This is a genomic window from Pseudomonas sp. CFBP 5748 (genome assembly GCF_053850495.1).
Genome location: NZ_JBSPTN010000007.1, coordinates 158,600 through 178,718 on the forward strand (window position 1 = coordinate 158,600; position 20,119 = coordinate 178,718).

22 protein-coding genes are annotated in these 20,119 nt (G+C 60.9%); 11 read left to right on the forward strand and 11 right to left on the reverse strand.

Features of this window, described 5'->3' with window-relative positions; genetic code table 11:
- The first annotated feature begins 70 nt into the window (after nucleotides 1-70).
- The 6 genes from hisB to ACWNZ1_RS17865 all read left to right on the forward strand — a co-directional run bounded on the left by hisB (nucleotide 71) and on the right by ACWNZ1_RS17865 (nucleotide 3,926).
- Entirely contained in the window at nucleotides 71-664 is a 594-nt protein-coding gene (gene hisB / locus ACWNZ1_RS17840; protein WP_003186751.1) for an imidazoleglycerol-phosphate dehydratase HisB, read from the forward strand.
- On the forward strand, nucleotides 664-1,302 hold the full coding sequence (gene hisH / locus ACWNZ1_RS17845) for an imidazole glycerol phosphate synthase subunit HisH (protein ID WP_280944617.1): 639 nt from the start codon (nucleotides 664-666) through the stop codon (nucleotides 1,300-1,302). Before hisB ends, hisH begins: the two co-directional genes overlap by 1 nt.
- Nucleotides 1,302-1,556: a DUF2164 domain-containing protein gene (locus tag ACWNZ1_RS17850; RefSeq protein ID WP_003186749.1), complete on the forward strand. Its 255-nt coding sequence runs from the start codon at nucleotides 1,302-1,304 to the stop codon at nucleotides 1,554-1,556. Before hisH ends, ACWNZ1_RS17850 begins: the two co-directional genes overlap by 1 nt.
- A gap of 42 nt (nucleotides 1,557-1,598) precedes the next feature.
- The gene (hisA, locus tag ACWNZ1_RS17855; protein WP_456027783.1) at nucleotides 1,599-2,336 is read left to right on the forward strand and encodes a 1-(5-phosphoribosyl)-5-[(5-phosphoribosylamino)methylideneamino]imidazole-4-carboxamide isomerase; all 738 of its coding nucleotides are present in this window, start codon (nucleotides 1,599-1,601) and stop codon (nucleotides 2,334-2,336) included.
- A 9-nt stretch (nucleotides 2,337-2,345) separates the two neighbouring features.
- Nucleotides 2,346-3,116, forward strand: a complete 771-nt coding sequence (gene hisF / locus ACWNZ1_RS17860; RefSeq protein ID WP_003196830.1) for an imidazole glycerol phosphate synthase subunit HisF — start codon at nucleotides 2,346-2,348, stop codon at nucleotides 3,114-3,116.
- Nucleotides 3,117-3,179: 63 nt separating this feature from the next.
- The gene (locus tag ACWNZ1_RS17865) at nucleotides 3,180-3,926 is read left to right on the forward strand and encodes a substrate-binding periplasmic protein (protein ID WP_135843233.1); all 747 of its coding nucleotides are present in this window, start codon (nucleotides 3,180-3,182) and stop codon (nucleotides 3,924-3,926) included.
- Nucleotides 3,927-4,000: 74 nt separating this feature from the next.
- Here the strand turns inward: ACWNZ1_RS17865 and ACWNZ1_RS17870 are convergent, their stop codons facing one another.
- From ACWNZ1_RS17870 to gpmI, 4 genes are all read right to left on the reverse strand, one after another.
- Nucleotides 4,001-4,780 (reverse strand): divergent polysaccharide deacetylase family protein, encoded by a 780-nt coding sequence (locus ACWNZ1_RS17870; RefSeq protein ID WP_265072603.1) that lies wholly within the window; start codon nucleotides 4,778-4,780, stop codon nucleotides 4,001-4,003.
- Between the two features lies 1 nt (nucleotide 4,781).
- On the reverse strand, nucleotides 4,782-6,098 hold the full coding sequence (locus ACWNZ1_RS17875) for a S41 family peptidase (protein WP_135843235.1): 1,317 nt from the start codon (nucleotides 6,096-6,098) through the stop codon (nucleotides 4,782-4,784).
- A gap of 32 nt (nucleotides 6,099-6,130) precedes the next feature.
- Complete coding sequence (locus tag ACWNZ1_RS17880; protein WP_256454083.1) at nucleotides 6,131-7,423, reverse strand: murein hydrolase activator EnvC family protein; 1,293 nt, start codon at nucleotides 7,421-7,423, stop codon at nucleotides 6,131-6,133.
- Between the two features lie 218 nt (nucleotides 7,424-7,641).
- Nucleotides 7,642-9,171: a 2,3-bisphosphoglycerate-independent phosphoglycerate mutase gene (gene gpmI / locus ACWNZ1_RS17885; RefSeq protein ID WP_456027784.1), complete on the reverse strand. Its 1,530-nt coding sequence runs from the start codon at nucleotides 9,169-9,171 to the stop codon at nucleotides 7,642-7,644.
- A 152-nt stretch (nucleotides 9,172-9,323) separates the two neighbouring features.
- Here gpmI and ACWNZ1_RS17890 point away from each other — a divergent pair, with 152 nt between their 5' ends.
- From ACWNZ1_RS17890 to secB, 3 genes are read left to right on the forward strand one after another with little or no spacing between them, the layout of a single operon-like run.
- A complete protein-coding gene (locus tag ACWNZ1_RS17890; protein WP_135843238.1) occupies nucleotides 9,324-9,737 on the forward strand; it encodes a rhodanese-like domain-containing protein in 414 nt (137 codons plus the stop codon).
- Between the two features lies 1 nt (nucleotide 9,738).
- Nucleotides 9,739-9,993, forward strand: a complete 255-nt coding sequence (gene grxC, locus ACWNZ1_RS17895; protein WP_135843239.1) for a glutaredoxin 3 — start codon at nucleotides 9,739-9,741, stop codon at nucleotides 9,991-9,993.
- A 39-nt stretch (nucleotides 9,994-10,032) separates the two neighbouring features.
- Complete coding sequence (gene secB / locus ACWNZ1_RS17900) at nucleotides 10,033-10,515, forward strand: protein-export chaperone SecB (RefSeq protein WP_135843240.1); 483 nt, start codon at nucleotides 10,033-10,035, stop codon at nucleotides 10,513-10,515.
- 131 nt (nucleotides 10,516-10,646) lie between these two features.
- Here secB and trmL read toward each other — a convergent pair whose 3' ends face one another.
- Nucleotides 10,647-11,102: a tRNA (uridine(34)/cytosine(34)/5-carboxymethylaminomethyluridine(34)-2'-O)-methyltransferase TrmL gene (gene trmL, locus ACWNZ1_RS17905; protein WP_135843241.1), complete on the reverse strand. Its 456-nt coding sequence runs from the start codon at nucleotides 11,100-11,102 to the stop codon at nucleotides 10,647-10,649.
- On the opposite strand from trmL, the gene ACWNZ1_RS17910 reads away from it, so the two are divergent.
- Nucleotides 11,101-11,541 (forward strand): hypothetical protein, encoded by a 441-nt coding sequence (locus tag ACWNZ1_RS17910; protein ID WP_135843242.1) that lies wholly within the window; start codon nucleotides 11,101-11,103, stop codon nucleotides 11,539-11,541. The genes trmL and ACWNZ1_RS17910 overlap by 2 nt on opposite strands.
- A gap of 523 nt (nucleotides 11,542-12,064) precedes the next feature.
- Here the strand turns inward: ACWNZ1_RS17910 and ntrC are convergent.
- The 6 genes from ntrC to glnA all read right to left on the reverse strand — a co-directional run bounded on the left by ntrC (nucleotide 12,065) and on the right by glnA (nucleotide 18,231).
- Nucleotides 12,065-13,501 (reverse strand): nitrogen regulation protein NR(I), encoded by a 1,437-nt coding sequence (ntrC, locus tag ACWNZ1_RS17915; RefSeq protein WP_013692071.1) that lies wholly within the window; start codon nucleotides 13,499-13,501, stop codon nucleotides 12,065-12,067.
- Nucleotides 13,498-14,583, reverse strand: a complete 1,086-nt coding sequence (gene glnL / locus ACWNZ1_RS17920; RefSeq protein ID WP_135843243.1) for a nitrogen regulation protein NR(II) — start codon at nucleotides 14,581-14,583, stop codon at nucleotides 13,498-13,500. Before glnL ends, ntrC begins: the two co-directional genes overlap by 4 nt.
- A 231-nt stretch (nucleotides 14,584-14,814) precedes the next feature.
- On the reverse strand, nucleotides 14,815-15,435 hold the full coding sequence (locus ACWNZ1_RS17925) for a DUF4124 domain-containing protein (RefSeq protein ID WP_135843244.1): 621 nt from the start codon (nucleotides 15,433-15,435) through the stop codon (nucleotides 14,815-14,817).
- On the reverse strand, nucleotides 15,432-15,950 hold the full coding sequence (locus ACWNZ1_RS17930; protein WP_256454085.1) for a DUF4124 domain-containing protein: 519 nt from the start codon (nucleotides 15,948-15,950) through the stop codon (nucleotides 15,432-15,434). The genes ACWNZ1_RS17925 and ACWNZ1_RS17930 overlap by 4 nt, the downstream gene beginning before the upstream one ends.
- Before the next feature lie 189 nt (nucleotides 15,951-16,139).
- Nucleotides 16,140-16,703 (reverse strand): chorismate mutase, encoded by a 564-nt coding sequence (locus tag ACWNZ1_RS17935; protein WP_256454086.1) that lies wholly within the window; start codon nucleotides 16,701-16,703, stop codon nucleotides 16,140-16,142.
- A 121-nt stretch (nucleotides 16,704-16,824) separates the two neighbouring features.
- On the reverse strand, nucleotides 16,825-18,231 hold the full coding sequence (gene glnA, locus ACWNZ1_RS17940) for a type I glutamate--ammonia ligase (protein WP_135843247.1): 1,407 nt from the start codon (nucleotides 18,229-18,231) through the stop codon (nucleotides 16,825-16,827).
- Nucleotides 18,232-18,559: 328 nt separating this feature from the next.
- Between glnA and thiI the strand changes: the two genes are divergently transcribed.
- On the forward strand, nucleotides 18,560-20,014 hold the full coding sequence (gene thiI / locus ACWNZ1_RS17945; RefSeq protein ID WP_135843248.1) for a tRNA uracil 4-sulfurtransferase ThiI: 1,455 nt from the start codon (nucleotides 18,560-18,562) through the stop codon (nucleotides 20,012-20,014).
- Nucleotides 20,015-20,119: the final 105 nt, after the last annotated feature.

The following is a 20,119-nucleotide window of genomic DNA, read 5'->3' on the forward strand; positions in this document are numbered from 1 at the left end:
GTGTTTCTGTTTGTCGCTCGCGCCCCTATAATGGCTGCCTTTTTCGCCCAATGATTTTGCGGAGCTGGTGATGGCCGAACGTAAGGCGTCTGTCGAGCGCGACACTCTGGAAACCCAGATCAAAGCCTCGATCAACCTGGATGGCACCGGAAAGGCCCGGTTTGATATCGGCGTGCCTTTTCTTGAGCACATGCTGGACCAGATCGCCCGTCACGGGCTGATCGACCTGGACATCGTCAGCAAGGGCGACCTGCATATCGATGACCACCACACGGTGGAGGACGTCGGTATCACTTTGGGACAAGCCTTTACCAAAGCCATCGGCGACAAAAAAGGCATCCGTCGCTACGGCCATGCCTACGTGCCGCTCGATGAGGCGCTGTCGCGGGTGGTCATCGACTTCTCTGGCCGCCCGGGCCTGCAGATGCATGTGCCGTACACCCGTGCCACTGTCGGCGGTTTCGACGTTGATCTGTTCCAGGAATTCTTCCAGGGCTTCGTCAACCACGCCAACGTGACCCTGCACATCGACAACCTGCGCGGGCACAACACCCACCACCAGATCGAAACCGTGTTCAAGGCTTTCGGCCGCGCGCTGCGCATGGCCGTGGAGCTCGATGACCGCATGGCCGGGCAAATGCCGTCCACCAAGGGCGTCCTGTAATGCAGACGGTCGCGGTTATCGATTACGGCATGGGCAACCTGCACTCGGTGGCCAAGGCCCTCGAGCACGTGGGTGCCGGCAAGGTGCTGATCACCAGTGATGCCGCCGTGATTCGCGAAGCCGACCGGGTGGTATTCCCCGGCGTTGGCGCGATTCGCGATTGCATGGCCGAGATTCGGCGCCTGGGTTTCGACACGCTGGTGCACGAAGTCAGCCAGGACCGTCCGTTCCTCGGCATCTGCGTGGGCATGCAAGCCTTGCTCGAACGCAGCGAAGAGAACGACGGCGTCGATTGCATCTCCCTGTTCCCGGGCCAGGTGAAGTTTTTCGGCAAGGGCCTGCATGAAGACGGCGAGCACTTGAAAGTCCCGCACATGGGCTGGAACGAAGTGAAGCAGACGGTGGATCACCCGTTGTGGCACAACATTCCGGACCTGGCGCGCTTCTACTTCGTGCACAGCTACTACATCGCGGCCGGCAATGCGCGGCAGGTGGTGGGTGGCGGTCACTATGGCGTTGATTTCGCCGCGGCCCTGGCCGACGGTTCCCGATTCGCCGTGCAGTTCCACCCGGAGAAGAGCCATACCCATGGCCTGCAGTTGCTGCAGAACTTCGCCGCGTGGGACGGGCGCTGGTAATGGCCCGCAAGAAGCCGCCAATCCTCACCCTCACGCCTGAGCAGGAGAGTGAAGCGAACCGCAAGATCCAGCGGTTCATGGAGGAGCGTTTCGAACTGGACCTGGGTTCGTTCGAAGCGGCGGAAATTCTTGACCTGTTTACCCGCGAAATTGCGCCGCACTATTACAACAGGGCTATTTTCGATGTGCAGACGCACCTTAAAGAAAGGTTCGAAAGCATTGAAAGCGACCTGTGGGCGCTCGAGAAAAACTGATTTTCGAGCCAAGCTGAATATTCGTCTTTGAAGGTTTGCCAGATGCTGATTATCCCCGCTATCGATCTCAAGGACGGCGCTTGCGTACGTCTGCGTCAGGGCCGGATGGAAGATTCCACGGTGTTCTCCGATGACCCGGTGAGCATGGCCGCCAAGTGGGTGGAAGGCGGTTGCCGTCGCCTGCATCTGGTTGACCTGAACGGCGCCTTCGAAGGGCAGCCGGTGAACGGTGAAGTGGTCACGGCCATCGCCAAGCGCTACCCGCACCTGCCGATCCAGATCGGCGGCGGCATTCGCTCGCTGGAAACCATCGAGCACTACGTCAAGGCCGGCGTGAGCTACGTGATCATCGGCACCAAGGCTGTCAAAGAACCGGGGTTCGTCGCCGAAGCCTGCCGCGCCTTCCCGGGCAAGGTCATCGTTGGCCTGGACGCCAAGGACGGGTTTGTCGCCACCGACGGCTGGGCTGAAGTCAGCACCGTGCAGGTGATCGACCTGGCCAAGCGCTTCGAAGCCGACGGCGTGTCTGCCATCGTCTACACCGACATCGCCAAAGACGGCATGATGCAGGGCTGCAACGTCCCGTTCACCGCCGCCCTGGCCGCCGCCACGAAGATCCCGGTCATCGCCTCCGGCGGTATCCACAACCTGGGCGACATCAAGGCGCTGCTCGACGCCAAGGCGCCAGGCATCATCGGCGCGATCACTGGTCGCGCGATCTATGAAGGCACCCTGGACGTCGCTGAGGCCCAGGCCTTCTGCGACTCCTACAAAGGCTGAGGACTCACCATGGCGCTGGCCAAACGCATCATCCCTTGCCTGGACGTGGACAACGGTCGGGTGGTCAAGGGTGTGAAGTTCGAGAACATCCGTGACGCCGGCGACCCGGTGGAAATCGCCCGTCGCTACGACGAGCAGGGTGCCGACGAAATTACCTTCCTCGACATCACGGCCAGTGTCGATGGCCGCGATACCACCTTGCACACCGTCGAGCGCATGGCCAGCCAGGTGTTCATTCCGCTGACCGTGGGCGGTGGCGTGCGCACCGTGCAGGACATCCGTAACCTGCTCAACGCCGGTGCGGACAAGGTGTCCATCAACACGGCGGCGGTGTTCAACCCGGAATTCGTAGGCGAGGCGGCCCAGCACTTCGGCTCGCAATGCATTGTCGTGGCCATCGATGCCAAGAAGGTGTCCGGCCCGGGCGAAACCCCGCGTTGGGAAATCTTCACCCACGGCGGCCGCAAGCCTACGGGCCTCGACGCCGTTGAATGGGCGAAGAAGATGGAAGGCCTGGGTGCCGGTGAGATCCTGCTGACCAGCATGGACCAGGACGGCATGAAAAACGGTTTCGACCTGGGCGTCACCCGCGCCATCAGCGATGCCCTGGGCATTCCGGTCATCGCCTCTGGCGGCGTCGGCAACCTGCAGCACCTGGCCGATGGCATTCTTGAAGGCCACGCCAGTGCGGTACTGGCGGCGAGCATTTTCCACTTCGGCGAATACACCGTGCCGGAAGCCAAGGCCTACATGGCGCATCGCGGTATCTGCATTCGCTGATCGCTGGACACCATGGCGGGCCCAAGGCACTCTTGGGCACACCATGGATTGCGGTAGCCCGACATGCTCAAACGTCTCGTTCTTGCCTTTGCGGGCGCCACGTTGCTGCTCGCAGGCACCACCCGCGCCGCCGATGCTCCGCTGGTGTTGCTGACGGAAAACTTCCCGCCGTACAACATGGCCAAGAACGGCAAGAACTTCGCCCAGGACGAGAACATCAACGGCATCGCCGTGGACATCGTCCGCGAGATATTCAAGCGTGCCGATATCCCCTACAGCCTGACGCTGCGTTTCCCTTGGGAGCGAATCTATAAACTCGCCTTGGAAAATCCTGGCTACGGGGTGTTTGTCATGGCGCGGTTGCCGGAGCGCGAAAAACTCTTCAAGTGGGTCGGCCCCATCGGTCCGGACGACTGGATCATGCTCGCCAAGGCCGACAGCACGATTGCCCTCGACTCGCTGGAACAGGCGCGCAAATACAAGATTGGTGCCTACAAAGGCGACGCGATTGCCGAGACGCTGGCCAAGCAAGGGCTGAACCCGATTGTCGTATTGCGTGATCAGGACAACGCTAAAAAACTGGTCAGCGGCCAGATCGACCTGTGGGCCACCGGTGACCCGGCCGGGCGTTACCTGGCGCGTCAGGATGGGGTGAACGATCTCAAGACCGTGTTGCGATTCAACAGTGCCGAGTTGTACCTGGCGTTGAACAAAGACGTGCCTGACGAGGTGGTCGCCCGGCTGCAGGCAGCCTTGGATGAGCTGCGCAAGGAAGGTGCGGTGGACGCGATCATGGCGCGGTATCTCTGAGCGCCGATTCGGTTCCGGATGCGCAAATCTGTGGGAGCGAGCTTGCTCGCGATGGCGGTGACTCGGTTTAGCCGCTACCGATAAACCCCATCTTTCCCATGCCCAGCCATCGCCTGATTGCTGCGCAGGCTGATCATCGATTTGATATCGATCCATTCAATGCCCTGGGCCTTGAGCTTGGGCAATTCGCGTTCGAGCACCGCCAGGGTCTGCGGGTAGGGATGGCCGATCATCACTGCCGAGCCCTGCCGGCGGGCCAGGTCGATGGCGGTCTGCAACTGACGGGCGATGGCGGCTTCGGTGCGCTCGTCGTCGAGGAACACATCCCGCGACACACTGGCGAGGCCAATCTTCTGGGCCTCGGCGGCGGCGACGGTCTGGGCGCTGGTGCGGCTGTCGACGAAGAACTTGTGGCGCTGCTGCAAATTCGCCATCAACCACGCCATGGCCTGGGGTTGGGCGGTCATGCGGCTGCCCATGTGGTTGTTGATGCCGCTGGTGTAGGGCACGGCGGCGAATGCGGCGTCGAGGCGCTTTGCCAATTCCTCAATGGGCAGTTGCGGATGCCAGGCGAACGGCCCGGTGGCCGGGTCCATGGGCATGTGCAGCATGACCAGTTTGCCGGCGCGATGGGCTTCGCGGGCGAATTCGGTGGCGTGGGGTGTGTCCGGCATGATCGCGGCGGTGACGGGACCGGGGAGGGCCAGTACCCGGCGATCCCGAGGCAGGTTTTGCCCCAGGTCGTCGATGATCAGGCTCAGGTAGGCCTTGTGCGGCAAGGAGGGGGTGGCGGGGGCCGCGTTAACGGCTCCCGCCAGCAGGCACAGCAGGACGAAGGTGAAACGCAGGCCCATCTCAGCGGCCGGACGTGATGTTCAGTCCTTTGAGCAGGCTCAGGGCTTGGGCCAACTGGTAATCGTCATCCTGCGGCATTGGTTTGGCCTTGGTGCCGGAACCGGTCGGTTTGTCGGCACCGCCGTTGCCATTGCCCAGGTGACCTTGCAGGTCGGCTTCCTTGAAGTATTCGCTGTCCTGCTCGTTGGTGATCTTGGCCTTGCGCACCTCGATGTCCGGGACGATGCCTTGGGCCTGGATGGAGCGGCCGTTCGGCGTGAAGTACAGCGCGGTGGTGATCTTCAGGGCGCGGTCGTTGTTCAATGGCAATACGGTCTGCACCGAGCCTTTGCCGAAGCTGGTGGTGCCCATGACCACGCCGCGTTTTTGATCCTGCAGGGCGCCGGCGACGATTTCCGAGGCCGAAGCGCTGCCGCCGTTGATCAGCACCACCAGTGGCACGGCTTCGCTCAGGTCGTTGCCGGTGGCTGAGAAACGCAGCTCGGAATTGGCGATGCGGCCCTTGGTGTAGACAATCAGGCCCTTGGTGATGAAGTGATCCACCACTTCCACGGCCGATTGCAGCACGCCGCCGGGGTTGTTGCGCAGGTCCAGGACCAGGCCGTTGAGTTTCTTGCCGTTGTCCTTGCGCATCTTGGCCAGGGCCTTGGCGACTTCTTCGCCGGTCTTGACCTGGAACTGGGTGATGCGGATGTAGCCGTAGCCCGATTCCAGCAGTTGGCTCTTCACGCTTTTGACCTGGATGACCGCTCGGGTCAGGGTCACGTCGAACGGCGTGCCGCCATCGCGCACCAGGGTCAGGGTGATCTTCTGGCCGATCTTGCCGCGCATCTTGTCCACGGCTTCGGTCATGCTCTGGCCGCGAGTCGGCTGGCCGTTGATCTTGACGATGAAGTCGCCGGCCTGGATGCCGGCCTTGGAAGCAGGTGTGTCGTCGATCGGCGAGACCACTTTAACGAAGCCATCTTCGCTGCCGACCTCGATGCCCAGGCCGCCGAATTCGCCGCTGGTGCTTTCCTGCAGCTCGGCAAAATCCTCTGGCCCCAGATAGGCCGAATGTGGGTCAAGGTTGCTGAGCATGCCTTTGATGGCGTTCTCCAGCAGCACTTTGTCGTCCACCGGTTCGACATAGGCGGCCTTGATCCGGTCCATGACTTCGGCAAAGGTGCGCAGTTCATCCAGTGGCAGCGGGGCCTTGGTGGTCGCAGCCGTGGCGGCGGGTGCCAACGGGGCCGGTTCAGCGGCGAAAGCCAGGGGCGCACCGATCACAAGGGCGATCGTCAGAGCCAGCGAGGTGAGGCGGGACAAATGCAGCATGTCGAACGAACTCCTTAATTGGATGGGCACGCTTATCCTTGCGCACGACACCATTGGGCCGGGTCACTGGGGCGACCCTGCTGACGAATAGCGAAATACAGTGCTGGCGTATCCTGCCCGCCACTGTTGCCGACCGTGGAGATGGACTCGCCGGCCTTGACCACGTCGCCCGCGGCCTTGAGCAGCGTCTGGTTGTGGCCGTACAGACTCAAATAACCGTTGCCGTGATCGAGGATCACCAGCAGGCCGGCACCGCGCAGCCAGTCGGCGAACACCACACGCCCGCCATGCACGGCATGCACCTGGCTGCCGGCGGAGGCGCTGATCATCACGCCGTCCCACTTGGTGCGGGTGTCGTCGCCACGGGTTTCACCGAAGCGCGCCAGTAATCGACCATTGACCGGCCATGGAAGTTTGCCTCGCGTCGAAGCAAAAGCGCCGCCGAAGGTTTCGCCATCGCTGGAAACCAGTGCGCCGGGGCTGGATTTCACCGGCTTGCGCGGCGCCTCGCCGGCGTCTGCTTCGGCCTGGGCTTCACGCAAACGCTTTTTTTCGGCTTCCTGCTGGGCGATCAGCGCTTTCTGACGCGCTTCTTCTGCCTCCCGAGCCTGGCGGGCCAGGGTTTCTTCGATGGTTTTCAATACCTTGGCCAGCTCGGCCTGGTCCTGCTCGCGGGCTTTGAGCTTGCTGTCGCGGGCTTTCACGTCCTCATTGAGCTTGGCCAGGGCCACCTGGCGCTCCTTGCGAACTTTTTCCAGTTCGTCGCGCTGGGTGTCGAGGGTGCTTTTCTGCACCAGTAACTGGGCTTGCTGCAGCTCGATGTCTTTTTCGACATTGGCCAGTTGGCGCAGGGTTTCGTTGAAGTTCTTGAGTTGTTCCAGGCGTGCCTGGCTCAGATAGTCGTAATAAGTGAGGGTTCGGGCGAATTTCTCGGGATTCTGCTGGTTGAGCAACAGCTTGAGATACTCCTGTCGACCGTTCTGGTAGGCGGCCCGGGCCTGGATGGCGATCAGCTTTTGCTGTTCAGCGCGCGCGCTCTGGAGTTTTTTTTTCTCTCCATCGAGCCGCTGCAACTCGGATTCGCTTTTCTTCAGCTCTTTTTGCAGGGCCTCGACCTGCTTCTCCAGATTCCCCATTTCGGTCTCGGTGCCGCGCAGGTCTTTCTGGACGCTGGATTTCTCTTCCTGCAACTTGCCCAGCAGTTTTTTCAGCTCGGCAATGTCCTGACGCGTGGCGTCCAACTGCTGTTGGGTTTGCGCGCGCTCGTCAGCAAAGGCTGGTTGGAGCAAGCAGGTCAGAACAAGGGCTATCAGGACGCGAAGCATAGAGGCGGGCGACACCAGGGAAAGGGACGGCCTAGTATGCCCGCCCCACGCTGCAAAAAAAACGCCCATTTGGGACTGTGTGATAACTGGCCCAAAAAACACCAAAAACCAATGTGGGAGCGGGCTTGCTCGCGAATGCGGTAGACCAGCCACATAAATGTCGACTGGCAGACCGCATTCGCGAGCAAGCCCGCTCCCACAGGGGGATTTGTGTTGGATCAGACCAGGATCGACGTCCCGGTCATCTCCGCCGGCTTCTCCATGCCCAGCAACATCAGCATGGTCGGTGCCACGTCAGCCAGCACGCCGCCGTCGCGGACTTTGAAGTTACGCTTGCCGACATAGATGAACGGCACCGGCTCGGTGGTGTGGGCGGTGTGGGCCTGGCCGGTGGATTCGTCGGACATCTGCTCGACGTTGCCGTGGTCGGCCGTGATCAGTGCTTCGCCGCCGACTTTCTCCAGCGCCTCGACGATGCGGCCAACGCAGGTGTCCAGGCATTCCACAGCCTTGACCGCCGCCGCGAACACACCGCTGTGGCCGACCATGTCGCCGTTGGCGTAGTTGACCACGATCACGTCGTAACGCTGGTTCTCGATGGCGTCGACGATGCGGTCGGTCACTTCCGGTGCGCTCATCTCCGGCTGCAGGTCGTAGGTGGCGACTTTTGGCGATGGGATCAGGATGCGTTCTTCGCCCGGGAAGGGTTCTTCACGGCCGCCGGAGAAAAAGAACGTCACGTGGGCGTACTTCTCGGTTTCGGCGATGCGCAGCTGGGTCTTGCCGTTTTTCGCCAGGTAGTCGCCCAGCACGTTTTCCAGGCTGCCAGCGGCGAAGGCCGATGGTGCGGGGATGCTGGCGGCGTATTGGGTCAGCATCACGAAACCGGCCAGTTTCGGCTGGCGGGCGCGTTCGAATTCCTTGAAGTCGTCTTCGACAAACACCCGGGTCAACTCGCGGGCGCGGTCGGCACGGAAGTTCATGAATACCATGGCGTCGCCGTCTTCGACTTTGACCGGCTCGCCGATGGTGGTGGCCTTGACGAATTCGTCGCTTTCGCCGCGCTCATAGGCGGCTTGCAGGCCTTCCTGGGCGGTGGCGGCGTTGAATTCGGCGCTGCCGTCGACGATCAGGTTGTAGGCCTGGGACACGCGGTCCCAACGATTGTCGCGGTCCATGGCGTAGTAGCGGCCGACGATGCTGGCGATGCGGCCCTTGCCGAGGGCCTGAAAGGTGGCGTCCAGCAGTTCGATCGACGAGGTGGCGCTTTTCGGCGGCGTGTCGCGGCCATCGAGGAACGCGTGCAGGTAGATCTTCTCGGCGCCGCGCTTGAACGCCAGTTCGGCCATGGCGATCAGGTGATCCTGATGGCTGTGCACGCCACCGTCGGACAGCAGCCCCATGAAATGCACGGCCTTGCCGGCGGCCACGGCTTTATCCACGGCGGCGCAAATGGTCGGGTTTTCGAAGAATTCACCGTCGCGGATCGATTTGGTCACGCGGGTGAAGTCCTGGTACACCACCCGGCCTGCGCCGAGGTTCATGTGGCCGACTTCGGAGTTGCCCATTTGCCCGTCCGGCAGGCCGACGTCCATGCCGCTGCCGGAGATCAGGCCGTTCGGCACACTGGCCCACAAGCGGTCCAGTACAGGCTTGTTGGCCGAATACACGGCGTTGGATTCGTGGCTGTCACTGTGACCGAAGCCGTCGAGAATCATCAGGACCAAAGGTTTAGGCGTGGTAGTCATGGAATCCACTCGTGGCTGGTTAAAAGAAGACGATGGAAAAGGGACGGGCAGTTTAAAGGTAAGTTCCGACGGCGTCACCGCCGGGCGGGGTTTGGCCGGCCTTGTGTGCTGTGTATACTGGCCGACATTTTAACGCCCTGGAACCTCCTTCGATGGTTGCTCACCTGATTGAATTTGCCACTAACCACTACATTCTCGTCGGTATCTTCGTCGTACTGCTGGCGTTGCTGGTAGCCCATACGATGCAGGGCGGCGGCCGTAGCCTGAGCACCGGCGAACTGACCGCGCTGGTCAACAAGGACGCCGGCGTGGTGGTGGACATCCGCCCGAGCAAGGATTACGCCGCAGGTCACATTGTCGGGGCGGTGAACATTCCCCAGGACAAACTGATCGCGCGTATCGGCGAACTGGAAAAACACAAGGCCAAGACGCTGATCCTGGTGGACGCCCAGGGCCAGCACGCCGGCACCCACGCCCGCGAGCTGATGAAGTCCGGTTTCACCGCTGCCAAGCTGTCCGGTGGCGTTGCGAGCTGGAAAGCCGACAATCTGCCGCTGGTGAAGTGAGATGACCCACGTCGTTGTCTATTCCAGCGATTACTGCCCCTATTGCTCCAGAGCCAAGTTCCTGCTCCAGAACAAAGGCGTGGCTTTCGAAGAGATCAAGGTCGACGGCAAGCCGCAACTGCGCGCCGAAATGACCCAAAAGGCCGGACGTACGTCCGTGCCGCAGATCTGGATCGGCAGCACCCACGTGGGCGGTTGTGATGATCTGTTCGCCCTGGATCGCGCCGGCAAGCTCGACGCGATGCTCAAGGCCTGAATTCCCTACTAAAGAACCTGAAAGTAAGAAGGATCTGCGATGACTGACCAACAGAACACAGCTGCCAGCGAAGAAGAAACCGCACCGCAATTCTCCTTGCAGCGCATTTATGTACGTGACCTGTCCTTCGAGGCCCCGAAAAGCCCGGCGATCTTTCGCCAGCAGTGGGAGCCGAGCGTAGGCCTGGACCTGAACACCCGCCAGAAAGCCCTGGAAGATGACTTCCACGAAGTGGTGCTGACCCTGTCGGTGACCGTGAAGAACGGTGACGAAGTGGCATTCATCGCCGAAGTGCAGCAGGCCGGGATCTTCCTGATCAAGAACCTGGATGCCGCTTCGATGAGCCACACCCTGGGTGCGTTCTGCCCGAACATTCTGTTCCCGTACGCTCGCGAAACCCTGGACAGCCTGGTGACCCGTGGTTCGTTCCCGGCCCTGATGCTGGCCCCGGTGAACTTCGACGCCCTGTACGCCCAAGAGCTGCAGCGCATGCAGCAAGAAGGCGGCGCGACCGTTCAGTAAGCCGTTCTGAGCGTCGACGCAAGTCCCATGTGGGAGCGGGCTTGCTCGCGAAAGCGGTGTGTCAGTGACATTAATGTCAACTGGCACGCCCTATTCGCGAGCAAGCCCGCTCCCACATTTGTTATTGGGGGCTATTGGAAACCGTTCTGCCGCCAAGCCTCATAAACCGCCACCGCCACGGTGTTGGACAAGTTCAGGCTGCGACAGCCCTCACGCATCGGCAGGCGCAGGCGTTGATCGGTGGGCAGGGCGTCCAGCACGTCGGCTGGCAGGCCACGGCTTTCCGGGCCGAACAGGAACGCATCGCCAGCGACGAAACTGGCGTCATGGAATGGCCGCGAACCCTTGGTGGTAAAGGCGAACAGGCGCGGATGCCCTAGACTTTCCAGACAACTGGCGAGGTCGGCGTGACGCTGCAAGGTGGCATACTCGTGGTAGTCGAGGCCGGCACGGCGCAGGCGTTTGTCGTCCATCTCGAAACCCAGCGGTTCGATCAAATGCAGGTGGCAGCCGCTGTTGGCGCACAGCCTGATGACGTTGCCGGTGTTCGGCGGAATTTCCGGTTGAAAAAGGATGACGTGAAACATGCACGGCTCCGCAGATAAAGATGAGCGGCATTCTACGCCGCAAACCGATCGACGTTCGAAGCTAATGCCTCGGGTGATGGGCTCTTTGGCGATTTTCGGCGTGATGATCGGGCTGATGATCGGTCGGCTGACCACGCCCGAACCGAGTGAGTTGCAACAGATCGAGGTGGCCGACGGGGCGCTGATAGCCTGGTTTAACAACGAGCCCAAGCTGCACGGCGAAATCGTCGACGGCTCCGTGGCGCTGTTGTTCCAGGCAGCAGGCCGGGCGCAGAAGGGCCAGCTCAAGTTCAACGGCAAGGACGTCAACTGGCGGGTGCGTTTGAGTGATAAGGGATTATTGCTGACGTTGGTGGCGGCGCGTCCGTTGCGGGGGGAGTGGGCCGGCAGCGAGGTCGATGACCGCTGGCGACTGGAGATCCGTCTCCGGGAGCAATAAAAGAGGGAATCCCCGGCCTGCCTGTACCAAGGTCCCCAAAACGGGAGGGCGCGCGCTCGGCGCACAGCCCTGGATGTAAAGAAGGGAAACCTTGACCTGCCTGTATCAAGGCCCCCAAAACAGTGGGCTCGATGAGCCCGGTATAAAATGGGGAATCCCCGGCCTGCCTGTACCAAGGTCCCCGAAACTGGGTAGTGATTGGGTTATTGCAGGGGGCGTGCCAGTTTTTAATGGCTGTCTCAAAAAATCTGCCGATGAGGCGAAAAGCCCCGTATTCCGGGGCTTTTTCTTTTGTATGGGCTGTTTTTTCCGCGTTTTGCCGATTGGCTGAGGCTCGCGCGGCATGCGCAATTGCGGTTCGCCGTGCATTGATGCGGTGCATGAAGCCTTTAAAAGCATCGCGAGCAAGCTCGCTCCCACAATGGTTTTTCGGTGTTCGCGAGCGCGTGAACACCACTGAACCCTGTAGGAGCGAGCTTGCTCGCGATTGGGCCTTCAAATTCAGCGAAGGGTTAAAGACTGATCAGCCCTCATCCCCGTCATCATCATCCCCACCATCGACCTTCATCCCCAATTCCTTGATCTTGCGAGTCAAGGTATTGCGGCCCCAGCCCAGCAGCACGGCGGCGTCGCGGCGGCGGCCGGCGGTGTGCTTGAGGGCGGTTTCGATCATGATTCGTTCGAAACTCGGCACTGCGCTGTCCAACAGGCTCGACTGGCCACGGGACAAGGCCTGGTCGGCCCACTGGCGCAAGGCTTGCTCCCAGTTGGTCACTGGGGCCGAGTCCTGCGGCAGGCTCAGCAGTTCCGGCGGCAGGTCGCTGATGTGCACTTCGCGACCCGAAGCCATCACCGTGATCCAGCGGCAGGTGTTCTCCAGTTGACGCACGTTGCCGGGCCACGGCAGGTTCTTGAGGTATTCCTCGGTTTCGCTCTTGAGCAGCTTGGGCTCGACCGCCAGTTCCTGGGCCGCGCGGCTGAGGAAGTGTCGGGCCAGGGTCGGGATGTCTTCGCGACGATCCGCCAGGCGCGGGATATGAATGCGGATCACGTTCAGGCGGTGGAACAAGTCTTCACGGAACTTGCCGGCGTGGACCAGGGTTTCCAGGTTCTGGTGGGTCGCTGCGATGATGCGCACATCGACCTTGACCGGCGTATGCCCGCCGACCCGGTAGAACTCGCCGTCGGCCAGAACGCGCAGCAATCGGGTCTGGGTGTCGGCCGGCATGTCACCGATTTCATCAAGGAACAACGTGCCGCCGTCGGCTTGCTCGAAGCGCCCACGTCGCAGGTTGGCCGCGCCGGTGAACGCGCCTTTTTCGTGGCCGAACAGCTCCGACTCCATCAGGTCCTTGGGAATCGCCGCCATGTTCAGCGCGATGAACGGCGAGGCCGCCCGTGGACTGTGGCGATGCAGGGCATGGGCCACCAGTTCTTTACCGGTGCCCGATTCGCCGTTGATCAGCACGGTGATGTTGGAGTGGCTCAGGCGCCCGATAGCGCGAAACACTTCCTGCATCGCCGGCGCTTCGCCGATGATTTCCGGGGTGCGGGCCAGGGCCGGCACCTCTTCCATGCCTTGTTGTTCCTGGGCGTGTTGGTTGGCGCGCTTGACCAGCGACACGGCTTCATCGACGTCGAACGGCTTGGGCAGGTATTCGAAGGCCCCACCCTGGTAGGACGCCACGGCGCTGTCCAGGTCGGAATGGGCGGTCATGATGATCACCGGCAGCCGTGGATGCTGCTCGCGAATCCGCGCCAGCAGGTCCAGGCCACTGGCGCCAGGCATGCGGATGTCGGAGATGATGACGTCCGGTTGCTGACGGGCCAGGCGACTCATCACCCCATCGGCGCTGTCGAAGCTCTGGGTGGTCATGCCTTCCTGTTGCAAGGCTTTTTCCAGGACCCAACGGATAGAACGGTCGTCATCGACGATCCACACGGTTTCACTACGGCTCATGTCGCTGTGGCTCCTTGTTCCAGTGGCAGGAAAATCGAGAAAGTGGTGTGGCCGGGGTGGCTCTCACACTCGATCAAGCCCTGATGCTGACTGATGATGTTCTGGGTAATGGCCAGGCCCAGCCCGGTACCGTCCGGGCGGCCGCTGACCATGGGAAAGAAGATGGTTTCCTGCAGCTCGGCAGGGATGCCCGGGCCGTTGTCGATAATCTCGATCTTGGTCACCAGGCGATGACGCACGTGGCCGATGGTGAACTGGCGCATGGCGCGGGTGCGCAGGCTGATGCGGCCCAGGCGCAGCTCGTTCTGGCTGCTGATGGCCTGCATCGCGTTGCGCACGATGTTCAGCACCGCCTGGATCATCTGCTCGCGGTCGATCAAGACGTCTGGAATGCTTGGATCGTAGTCGCGCACCAAAGTGATGCAGCCCTGGCTTTCCGCTTCCACCAGGCTGCTGACGCGCTCCAGCACTTCGTGAACGTTGCACATCGCTAGCGACGGCAGCTTGTTCGAACCGAGCATCCGGTCCACCAGGTTTCGCAGGCGGTCGGCTTCTTCGATGATGACGTTGGTGTAGTCCTTGAGGCTTTCTTCCGGTAGCTCACGGGCGAGCAACTGCGCTGCGCCGCGAATCCCACCGAGGGGGTTCTTGATCTCATGGGCCAGGCCGCGCACCAGCATCTTGCTGGTTTCCTGCTTGGACAACTGGGCTTCTTCCTTGGTGATGCGCAGCAGGCGATCACGCGGGTGGACTTCCAGCAGCAGCAGGGTGGCGCCATTGTTCAGGATCGGCGTGACCGCGTAGTCCACGGTCAAGGTCTGGCCGGTCAGGGCGGTGAGCATCGCTTCGCGCTTGGTAAACGGGTGGGCCTGTTCCACCGCCTGGCGCAGGGAATTGAGCGCCTCGGTGGACTCGGTGAACAATTCGCTGATGAACTGCCCATGGCTGCGCTGGCCGCTGACGGCCAGGAGCATCTCCGCCGCCGGGTTCATGTACTCAAGGCGCAGTTCGGCGTCGAGCAGCAGGGTTGCGGTGGTGAGGTTGTCGAGTAGCAAGCGGTGTAGTGCGTCGCTAATGGTCATCAGGACCTCTTTTGGAGCGTAGCTAGCACGCGTATGACGCGCTGGTACAAGGAAAATGCAAAAACCAAACCAAGGCTCCGAAAAGAAGCGTTTAGAGCCTTAAAAGGGCTTTATTCGCCCGTTTGCGTGGCGTTCTGCCAGTTTTTACGGGTACTTTCGAACCAAAATGGGTTGGGGTTTGGGTATTTGTGCAAGATGCCGCACCAATATAGTGCGCAAGCCCGGGCGGTGTTAGAAGAACGGCAAGATACTGCTTTCTTCTTCAGGTTTATCGGCGAGGGGGCATTCGGGGCGCAGGCCGTAGTCGGCGATGGCGCAGGGTTTGATACGGCGCTTCTGCGCCAGGGACATGCGTTGCATGTGGAACGGCTGGTTGGCGGTGCGTTCGAGGATACGGTCTTGCTCATCGAGGATTTCCACCGCCAGATGATGGGTGCCTCGATCGATGTCGCTCAAGGCGAACACCGGGCTCGGCCCCGGTGCGCCCGTGGGTTGGCCGTCGAGCAGCAGGCGGTACCGGTGACCTTTTTTCAGTCCGGGTTCGCTGGTAACGCTGACGATCAGCTCTCCGGCGGTGCTGCGTATCGTGGCGTCCGGTTCCGGGATCAGTAGCCGGAGCATTTCATAATGGAACAGCGGCTCGGGGCGGTTTTCCGCTGTCGGCGCTGGTGCTGCGCTGGCGGAGGGGGGCGACATCCGATTGCCGGGCGGCAGCTGTACTTTCTTTGCGTTGCCGGGGCGCGGCTGGTCGGTGAAGACGCGATTGCCTTGGGCGTCGATGTAGGTATAGACCTGCGCCATTCCCGGCAGCGTGGCCAGCAAAAGGCCCAGCGCGAGCAGCCAGCGGATCATGGCTGGTGCACCCGCTGTACGGTGAACGTGACGGTGTCACTTTGTTGCACGAGGGTGTCCCCGGCGATGACTTGAACCGCCAGGCTGTGTTCGCCCCGATCGATATTCACCAATTGCAGGCGAGGCACGTTGGTTGGCTGCCCGTAGGGTTGGCCATCCAGCAGCAGCCGGAACAGATGGGGGCTTTGCAGGCGCGGTTGAGCCCGGACGCCAACGGTGAACGTGCCGTTATTGGCGCGCAGGGCCTCCTCGGTGGGGATGTCTGTCAGCTCCAGCACCTCGTAGGCATTGTGCGGCTCGTCCTTGGCTAGGGGCACCGCGGGCGCGTCCGAGCTGGTTGGGGGCTGGCGTTCGATGCTGTTGAGCGGCGGCAATTCCACCGCCTGGGCCGGTACGCCTTGGGGCGGCTGGTTGCTATAGGCGGTGTTGCCGTCAGCGTCGGTGTACTTGTAGATCTGCGCAGCGGCTGGCAGCGCCAACAGCAGCAACAGGATGATTGGAAAACCACGACCCATGAAAAATCGACCGAAAACGAAAAGTGATGGGTTGCAGCATAGGTCAGGTGGCGCGGTTGGCCCAAGTTGTTGCCCTCAATCCCCTGTGGGAGCGAGCTTGCTCGCGATGGCGGTGTGTCAGTCGCCAGGATGTTGGATGTGCTGGCCTCATCGCGAGCAAGCTCGCTCCCACAGGGTGGATTGTTGTCTTTAGGATTTTGTGAAGACACACAGCTCAGCAGTCGCCCGGATCAGGGCGAGCCGGTGCACCGGGTGCTGTTTGTTGTGGTGGGTGGCCCGGGCCAGCCATTGCGGGCACTGCGGGTCGGTGCGGTAGGGGGCGAAGTCAGCCAGTTGTTGCAGCAGGCGCTTTTGCAGGCGGTCGAGTTGCGGGCGGATCTGTCCCACCAGGTCCGGGCGTGGGAGGTCCGGGGCCTTACCTTCCAGGGCCCAGTCGGACAAATTGATGTACTGCACCATTTTGTTGGCTTCTATCTGGGCAGCGAAAAACGCTTCCACGGTTTCGCCGCTCAGCTTGTAGGCCGGCGCCTGAGCGACGGCGGCGGCAATGACTTCACGCTCGCGCTGACGGTCTTCTACTGGTTTGTGGCTGTCCCATTTGCTCAGTGCCACTTGGTCGGCGAGGGCCAGGCGCTCGCCAATGGCGTTAAGCAGCGGGGTGAGGGCCTCAGGGGCGGGAGCAGAGGCGGCCTCGGCGGTGGAGGCCAGCAGCGCGGCAGACAGGGCAAGGCAGAGTTTGAAGCGCAAAGTCATGGGCAGTCTCGTCTTCTATGGGGGAGCGACGAGTCATCATGCACGTAACCTGCGCCCATAAAAAAGGCCTCCCGAAGGAGGCCTCTCTTTATTCACGCCGTGCGTGGCGGCGCTTACTGGATCAGCAGCTGTAGTACAGCTCATATTCCAGTGGGTGTACGAAGGTGCGAACCTTGATTTCTTCTTCGCTTTTCAGTGCGATGTAAGCGTCGATGAAGTCATCGCTGAATACGCCGCCCTTGGTCAGGAACGCACGGCCCTTGTCCAGCTCTTCCAGGGCTTCTTTCAGGCTGCCGCAAACCTGTGGGATTTCCTTGGCCTCTTCAGGCGGCAGGTCATACAGGTTTTTGTCAGCGGCATCGCCAGGGTGGATCTTGTTCTGGATACCGTCCAGACCGGCCATCATCAGTGCAGCGAAGGCCAGGTATGGGTTGGCAGCCGGATCCGGGAAGCGAGCTTCGATACGGCGGGCTTTCGGGCTGTTCACGTAAGGAATACGGATCGAGGCGGAACGGTTACGAGCCGAGTAGGCCAGCATGACCGGTGCTTCGAAGCCTGGTACCAGACGCTTGTAGGAGTTGGTCGACGGGTTGGTGAAGCCGTTCAGGGCCTTACCGTGCTTGATGATGCCGCCGATGAAGTACAGAGCGGTGTCCGACAGACCGGCATAGCCTTCGCCTGCGAAGGTGTTCTTGCCGTCTTTGGAGATCGACATGTGCACGTGCATGCCCGAACCGTTGTCGCCGTACAGAGGCTTAGGCATGAAGGTCGCGGTGCGGCCGTATGCATCAGCAACGTTGTGTACGCAGTACTTCAGGGTCTGGACTTCGTCAGCCTTCTTGACCAGCGTGTTGAATTTCACGCCGATTTCGTTCTGGCCGGCAGTTGCCACTTCGTGGTGGTGAACTTCGACGGTCTGGCCCATCTCTTCCAGTGCGTTGCACATGGAGGTACGGATTTCGTGGTCGAAGTCGAACGGTGGAACCGGGAAGTAACCGCCTTTGATACCAGGGCGGTGGCCTTTGTTACCGCCTTCCACGTCCTGGTCGGACATCCACGAACCTTGTTCGGAGAAGATCTTGAACATGGAGCCGGAGATGTCGGACTTGAACTTGACCGAGTCGAAGATGAAGAACTCAGGCTCAGGGCCGAAGAAAGCGGTGTCGCCGATACCGGTGGACTTCAGGTATTCCTCGGCACGGTGGGCGATGGCGCGTGGGTCGCGGTCATAGCCTTGCATGGTCGAAGGTTCGATGATGTCGCAGACCAGGATCAGGGTCGGCTCTTCGGTGAACGGGTCCAGGACGGCAGTTGCGTCGTCCGGCATCAGGATCATGTCGGAGGCTTCGATGCCTTTCCAGCCAGAGATGGAGGAGCCGTCGAACATTTTTCCGATTTCAAAGAATTCGTCGTCCAGCGCATCACGGGCCGGCATGGTCACGTGATGTTGAGTACCTTTGGTGTCAGTGAAGCGCAGATCAATCCACTTGACGTCATGATCTTTGATGAGTTGAACCGACTTCGACATATGTCCTCCGGGTGGCTTCGGGCGGGTAGTGGAGTGCCCTTAGATATGGGTGATGCCGGCGCGAATACTCTGCCAAGGCAACCTGCCTCACAAGGGAGCAAATTGCATGCCAGTGCCCCAGCATGGGTTTTTTGCACCAAATCCACGCTTTTGACGGCGTAAATCGCAGATTGTCAGACAATAACGCACTGCAATGTGGCGTCGCCAATCGATAATGACCTGTTTTGGTGCGAACAAAACCATCTGCACATTAACTGGTTAAACCTTGAGCAATTTCCGCTATAATCCGCGCCCCCCTTTTTCGGCTGGCCGTTCGCGCGCTGTTTTCATGAAACTAATCGTAAAAGTCTTCCCCGAGATCACCATCAAGAGCCGCCCGGTACGGATGCGTTTCATCCGCCAGTTGGCCAAGAACATCCGCACCGTGCTCCGAGACCTGGACCCGGCCGTGGTGGTGAACGGCGTGTGGGACAACCTCGAGCTGGAAACCCGCGTCAGCGAACCCAGGATCCTCAAGGAAATGACCGAGCGCCTGAGCTGCATGCCGGGCATCGCGCATTTCCTGCAGGTCGATGAATATCCACTGGGGGATTTCGACGACATCCTCGCCAAGTGCATGCTCCATTATGGTGATGCCCTGGCCGGCAAGATCTTTTCGGTACGTTGCAAGCGTGCCGGCAAACACCCGTTCAGCTCGATGGACGTGGAGAAATACGTCGGCAGCCAGCTACGTCGTCAGTGCGGCGCCGCCGGTATTTCGTTGAAAGACCCGCAAATAGAAGTACGCATCGAGATTCGCGACCAGCGGCTGTTCGTGATCCACAGCCAGCACAACAGCATTGGCGGTTACCCGCTGGGTTCGCTGGAGCAGACCCTGGTGCTGATGTCCGGCGGCTTCGACTCCACGGTCGCCGCCTACCAGATCATGCGTCGCGGGTTGATGAGCCATTTCTGCTTCTTCAACCTCGGCGGGCGCGCCCATGAACTGGGCGTAATGGAAGTGGCGCACTTCATCTGGAAGAAGTACGGCAGCTCCCAACGCGTGTTATTTGTGAGTGTGCCGTTCGAAGAAGTCCTGGGCGAGATTCTCGGCAAAGTCGATAACAGTCATATGGGCGTCATTTTGAAGCGTATGATGTTGCGCGCCGCTTCACGAATTGCCGACCGCCTGCAGATCGATGCGCTGGTGACCGGTGAAGCGATCTCCCAGGTATCCAGCCAGACGCTGCCGAACCTGTCGGTGATTGACTGCGTGACCGAGAAGCTGGTCTTGCGTCCGCTGATCGCCAGCCACAAGCAGGACATCATCGACACGGCCATCGAGATCGGCACCGCCGATTTTGCCCGGCACATGCCGGAGTACTGCGGGGTCATCTCGGTCAATCCGAAGACGGCGGCCAAGCGCGGGCGGGTGGAGCATGAAGAGAAAGAATTCGACATGGCGGTGCTCGAGCGTGCGCTCGAAAACGCCAGGCTGGTGCCAATCGATCGCGTAATCGATGAGTTGGGCCAGGATATCCAAATTGAAGAAGTCGGCGAAGCGCTGGCCGGTCAGATCATCATCGACATCCGTCACCCGGACGACGCTGAAGACGACCCGCTGAATATCGCCGGCATCGAGGTACAAACGATGCCGTTCTATGCAGTGAACGCGCGTTTCAAGGAACTGGACCCTACTCGCCAGTACCTGCTGTATTGCGACAAAGGCGTGATGAGTCGCCTGCATGCCCACCATTTGCTCAGTGAGGGGCATGCCAATGTGCGCGTTTATCGACCGAGCTAAGTGCCCGGGGCTGTTTGCCTGTGGCTTGCGTCACCGGCCCCCCGACGCCGCCGACAAGCTGTAACGGCAAAGCCTGACTCTACTGTTAATCGCTGCCACGACCTG

Coding starts and splice junctions, on each gene's coding strand:
- ACWNZ1_RS17870 (WP_265072603.1), bottom strand. CDS start 4,780: ATGGGCCTGCGTTTCACCTTCGTCCTGCTGTGCCTGCTGGCGGGAGCC.
- ACWNZ1_RS17925 (WP_135843244.1), bottom strand. CDS start 15,435: ATGATCCGCTGGCTGCTCGCGCTGGGCCTTTTGCTGGCCACGCTGCCG.
- hisB (WP_003186751.1), top strand. CDS start 71: ATGGCCGAACGTAAGGCGTCTGTCGAGCGCGACACTCTGGAAACCCAG.
- thiI (WP_135843248.1), top strand. CDS start 18,560: ATGAAACTAATCGTAAAAGTCTTCCCCGAGATCACCATCAAGAGCCGC.
- hisH (WP_280944617.1), top strand. CDS start 664: ATGCAGACGGTCGCGGTTATCGATTACGGCATGGGCAACCTGCACTCG.
- ACWNZ1_RS17875 (WP_135843235.1), bottom strand. CDS start 6,098: ATGCTGCATTTGTCCCGCCTCACCTCGCTGGCTCTGACGATCGCCCTT.
- ACWNZ1_RS17935 (WP_256454086.1), bottom strand. CDS start 16,703: ATGACTTTGCGCTTCAAACTCTGCCTTGCCCTGTCTGCCGCGCTGCTG.
- ACWNZ1_RS17880 (WP_256454083.1), bottom strand. CDS start 7,423: ATGCTTCGCGTCCTGATAGCCCTTGTTCTGACCTGCTTGCTCCAACCA.
- glnL (WP_135843243.1), bottom strand. CDS start 14,583: ATGACCATTAGCGACGCACTACACCGCTTGCTACTCGACAACCTCACC.
- trmL (WP_135843241.1), bottom strand. CDS start 11,102: ATGTTTCACGTCATCCTTTTTCAACCGGAAATTCCGCCGAACACCGGC.
- ntrC (WP_013692071.1), bottom strand. CDS start 13,501: ATGAGCCGTAGTGAAACCGTGTGGATCGTCGATGACGACCGTTCTATC.
- hisF (WP_003196830.1), top strand. CDS start 2,346: ATGGCGCTGGCCAAACGCATCATCCCTTGCCTGGACGTGGACAACGGT.
- ACWNZ1_RS17910 (WP_135843242.1), top strand. CDS start 11,101: ATGCACGGCTCCGCAGATAAAGATGAGCGGCATTCTACGCCGCAAACC.
- secB (WP_135843240.1), top strand. CDS start 10,033: ATGACTGACCAACAGAACACAGCTGCCAGCGAAGAAGAAACCGCACCG.
- grxC (WP_135843239.1), top strand. CDS start 9,739: ATGACCCACGTCGTTGTCTATTCCAGCGATTACTGCCCCTATTGCTCC.
- ACWNZ1_RS17930 (WP_256454085.1), bottom strand. CDS start 15,950: ATGGGTCGTGGTTTTCCAATCATCCTGTTGCTGCTGTTGGCGCTGCCA.
- hisA (WP_456027783.1), top strand. CDS start 1,599: ATGCTGATTATCCCCGCTATCGATCTCAAGGACGGCGCTTGCGTACGT.
- gpmI (WP_456027784.1), bottom strand. CDS start 9,171: ATGACTACCACGCCTAAACCTTTGGTCCTGATGATTCTCGACGGCTTC.
- glnA (WP_135843247.1), bottom strand. CDS start 18,231: ATGTCGAAGTCGGTTCAACTCATCAAAGATCATGACGTCAAGTGGATT.
- ACWNZ1_RS17865 (WP_135843233.1), top strand. CDS start 3,180: ATGCTCAAACGTCTCGTTCTTGCCTTTGCGGGCGCCACGTTGCTGCTC.
- ACWNZ1_RS17890 (WP_135843238.1), top strand. CDS start 9,324: ATGGTTGCTCACCTGATTGAATTTGCCACTAACCACTACATTCTCGTC.
- ACWNZ1_RS17850 (WP_003186749.1), top strand. CDS start 1,302: ATGGCCCGCAAGAAGCCGCCAATCCTCACCCTCACGCCTGAGCAGGAG.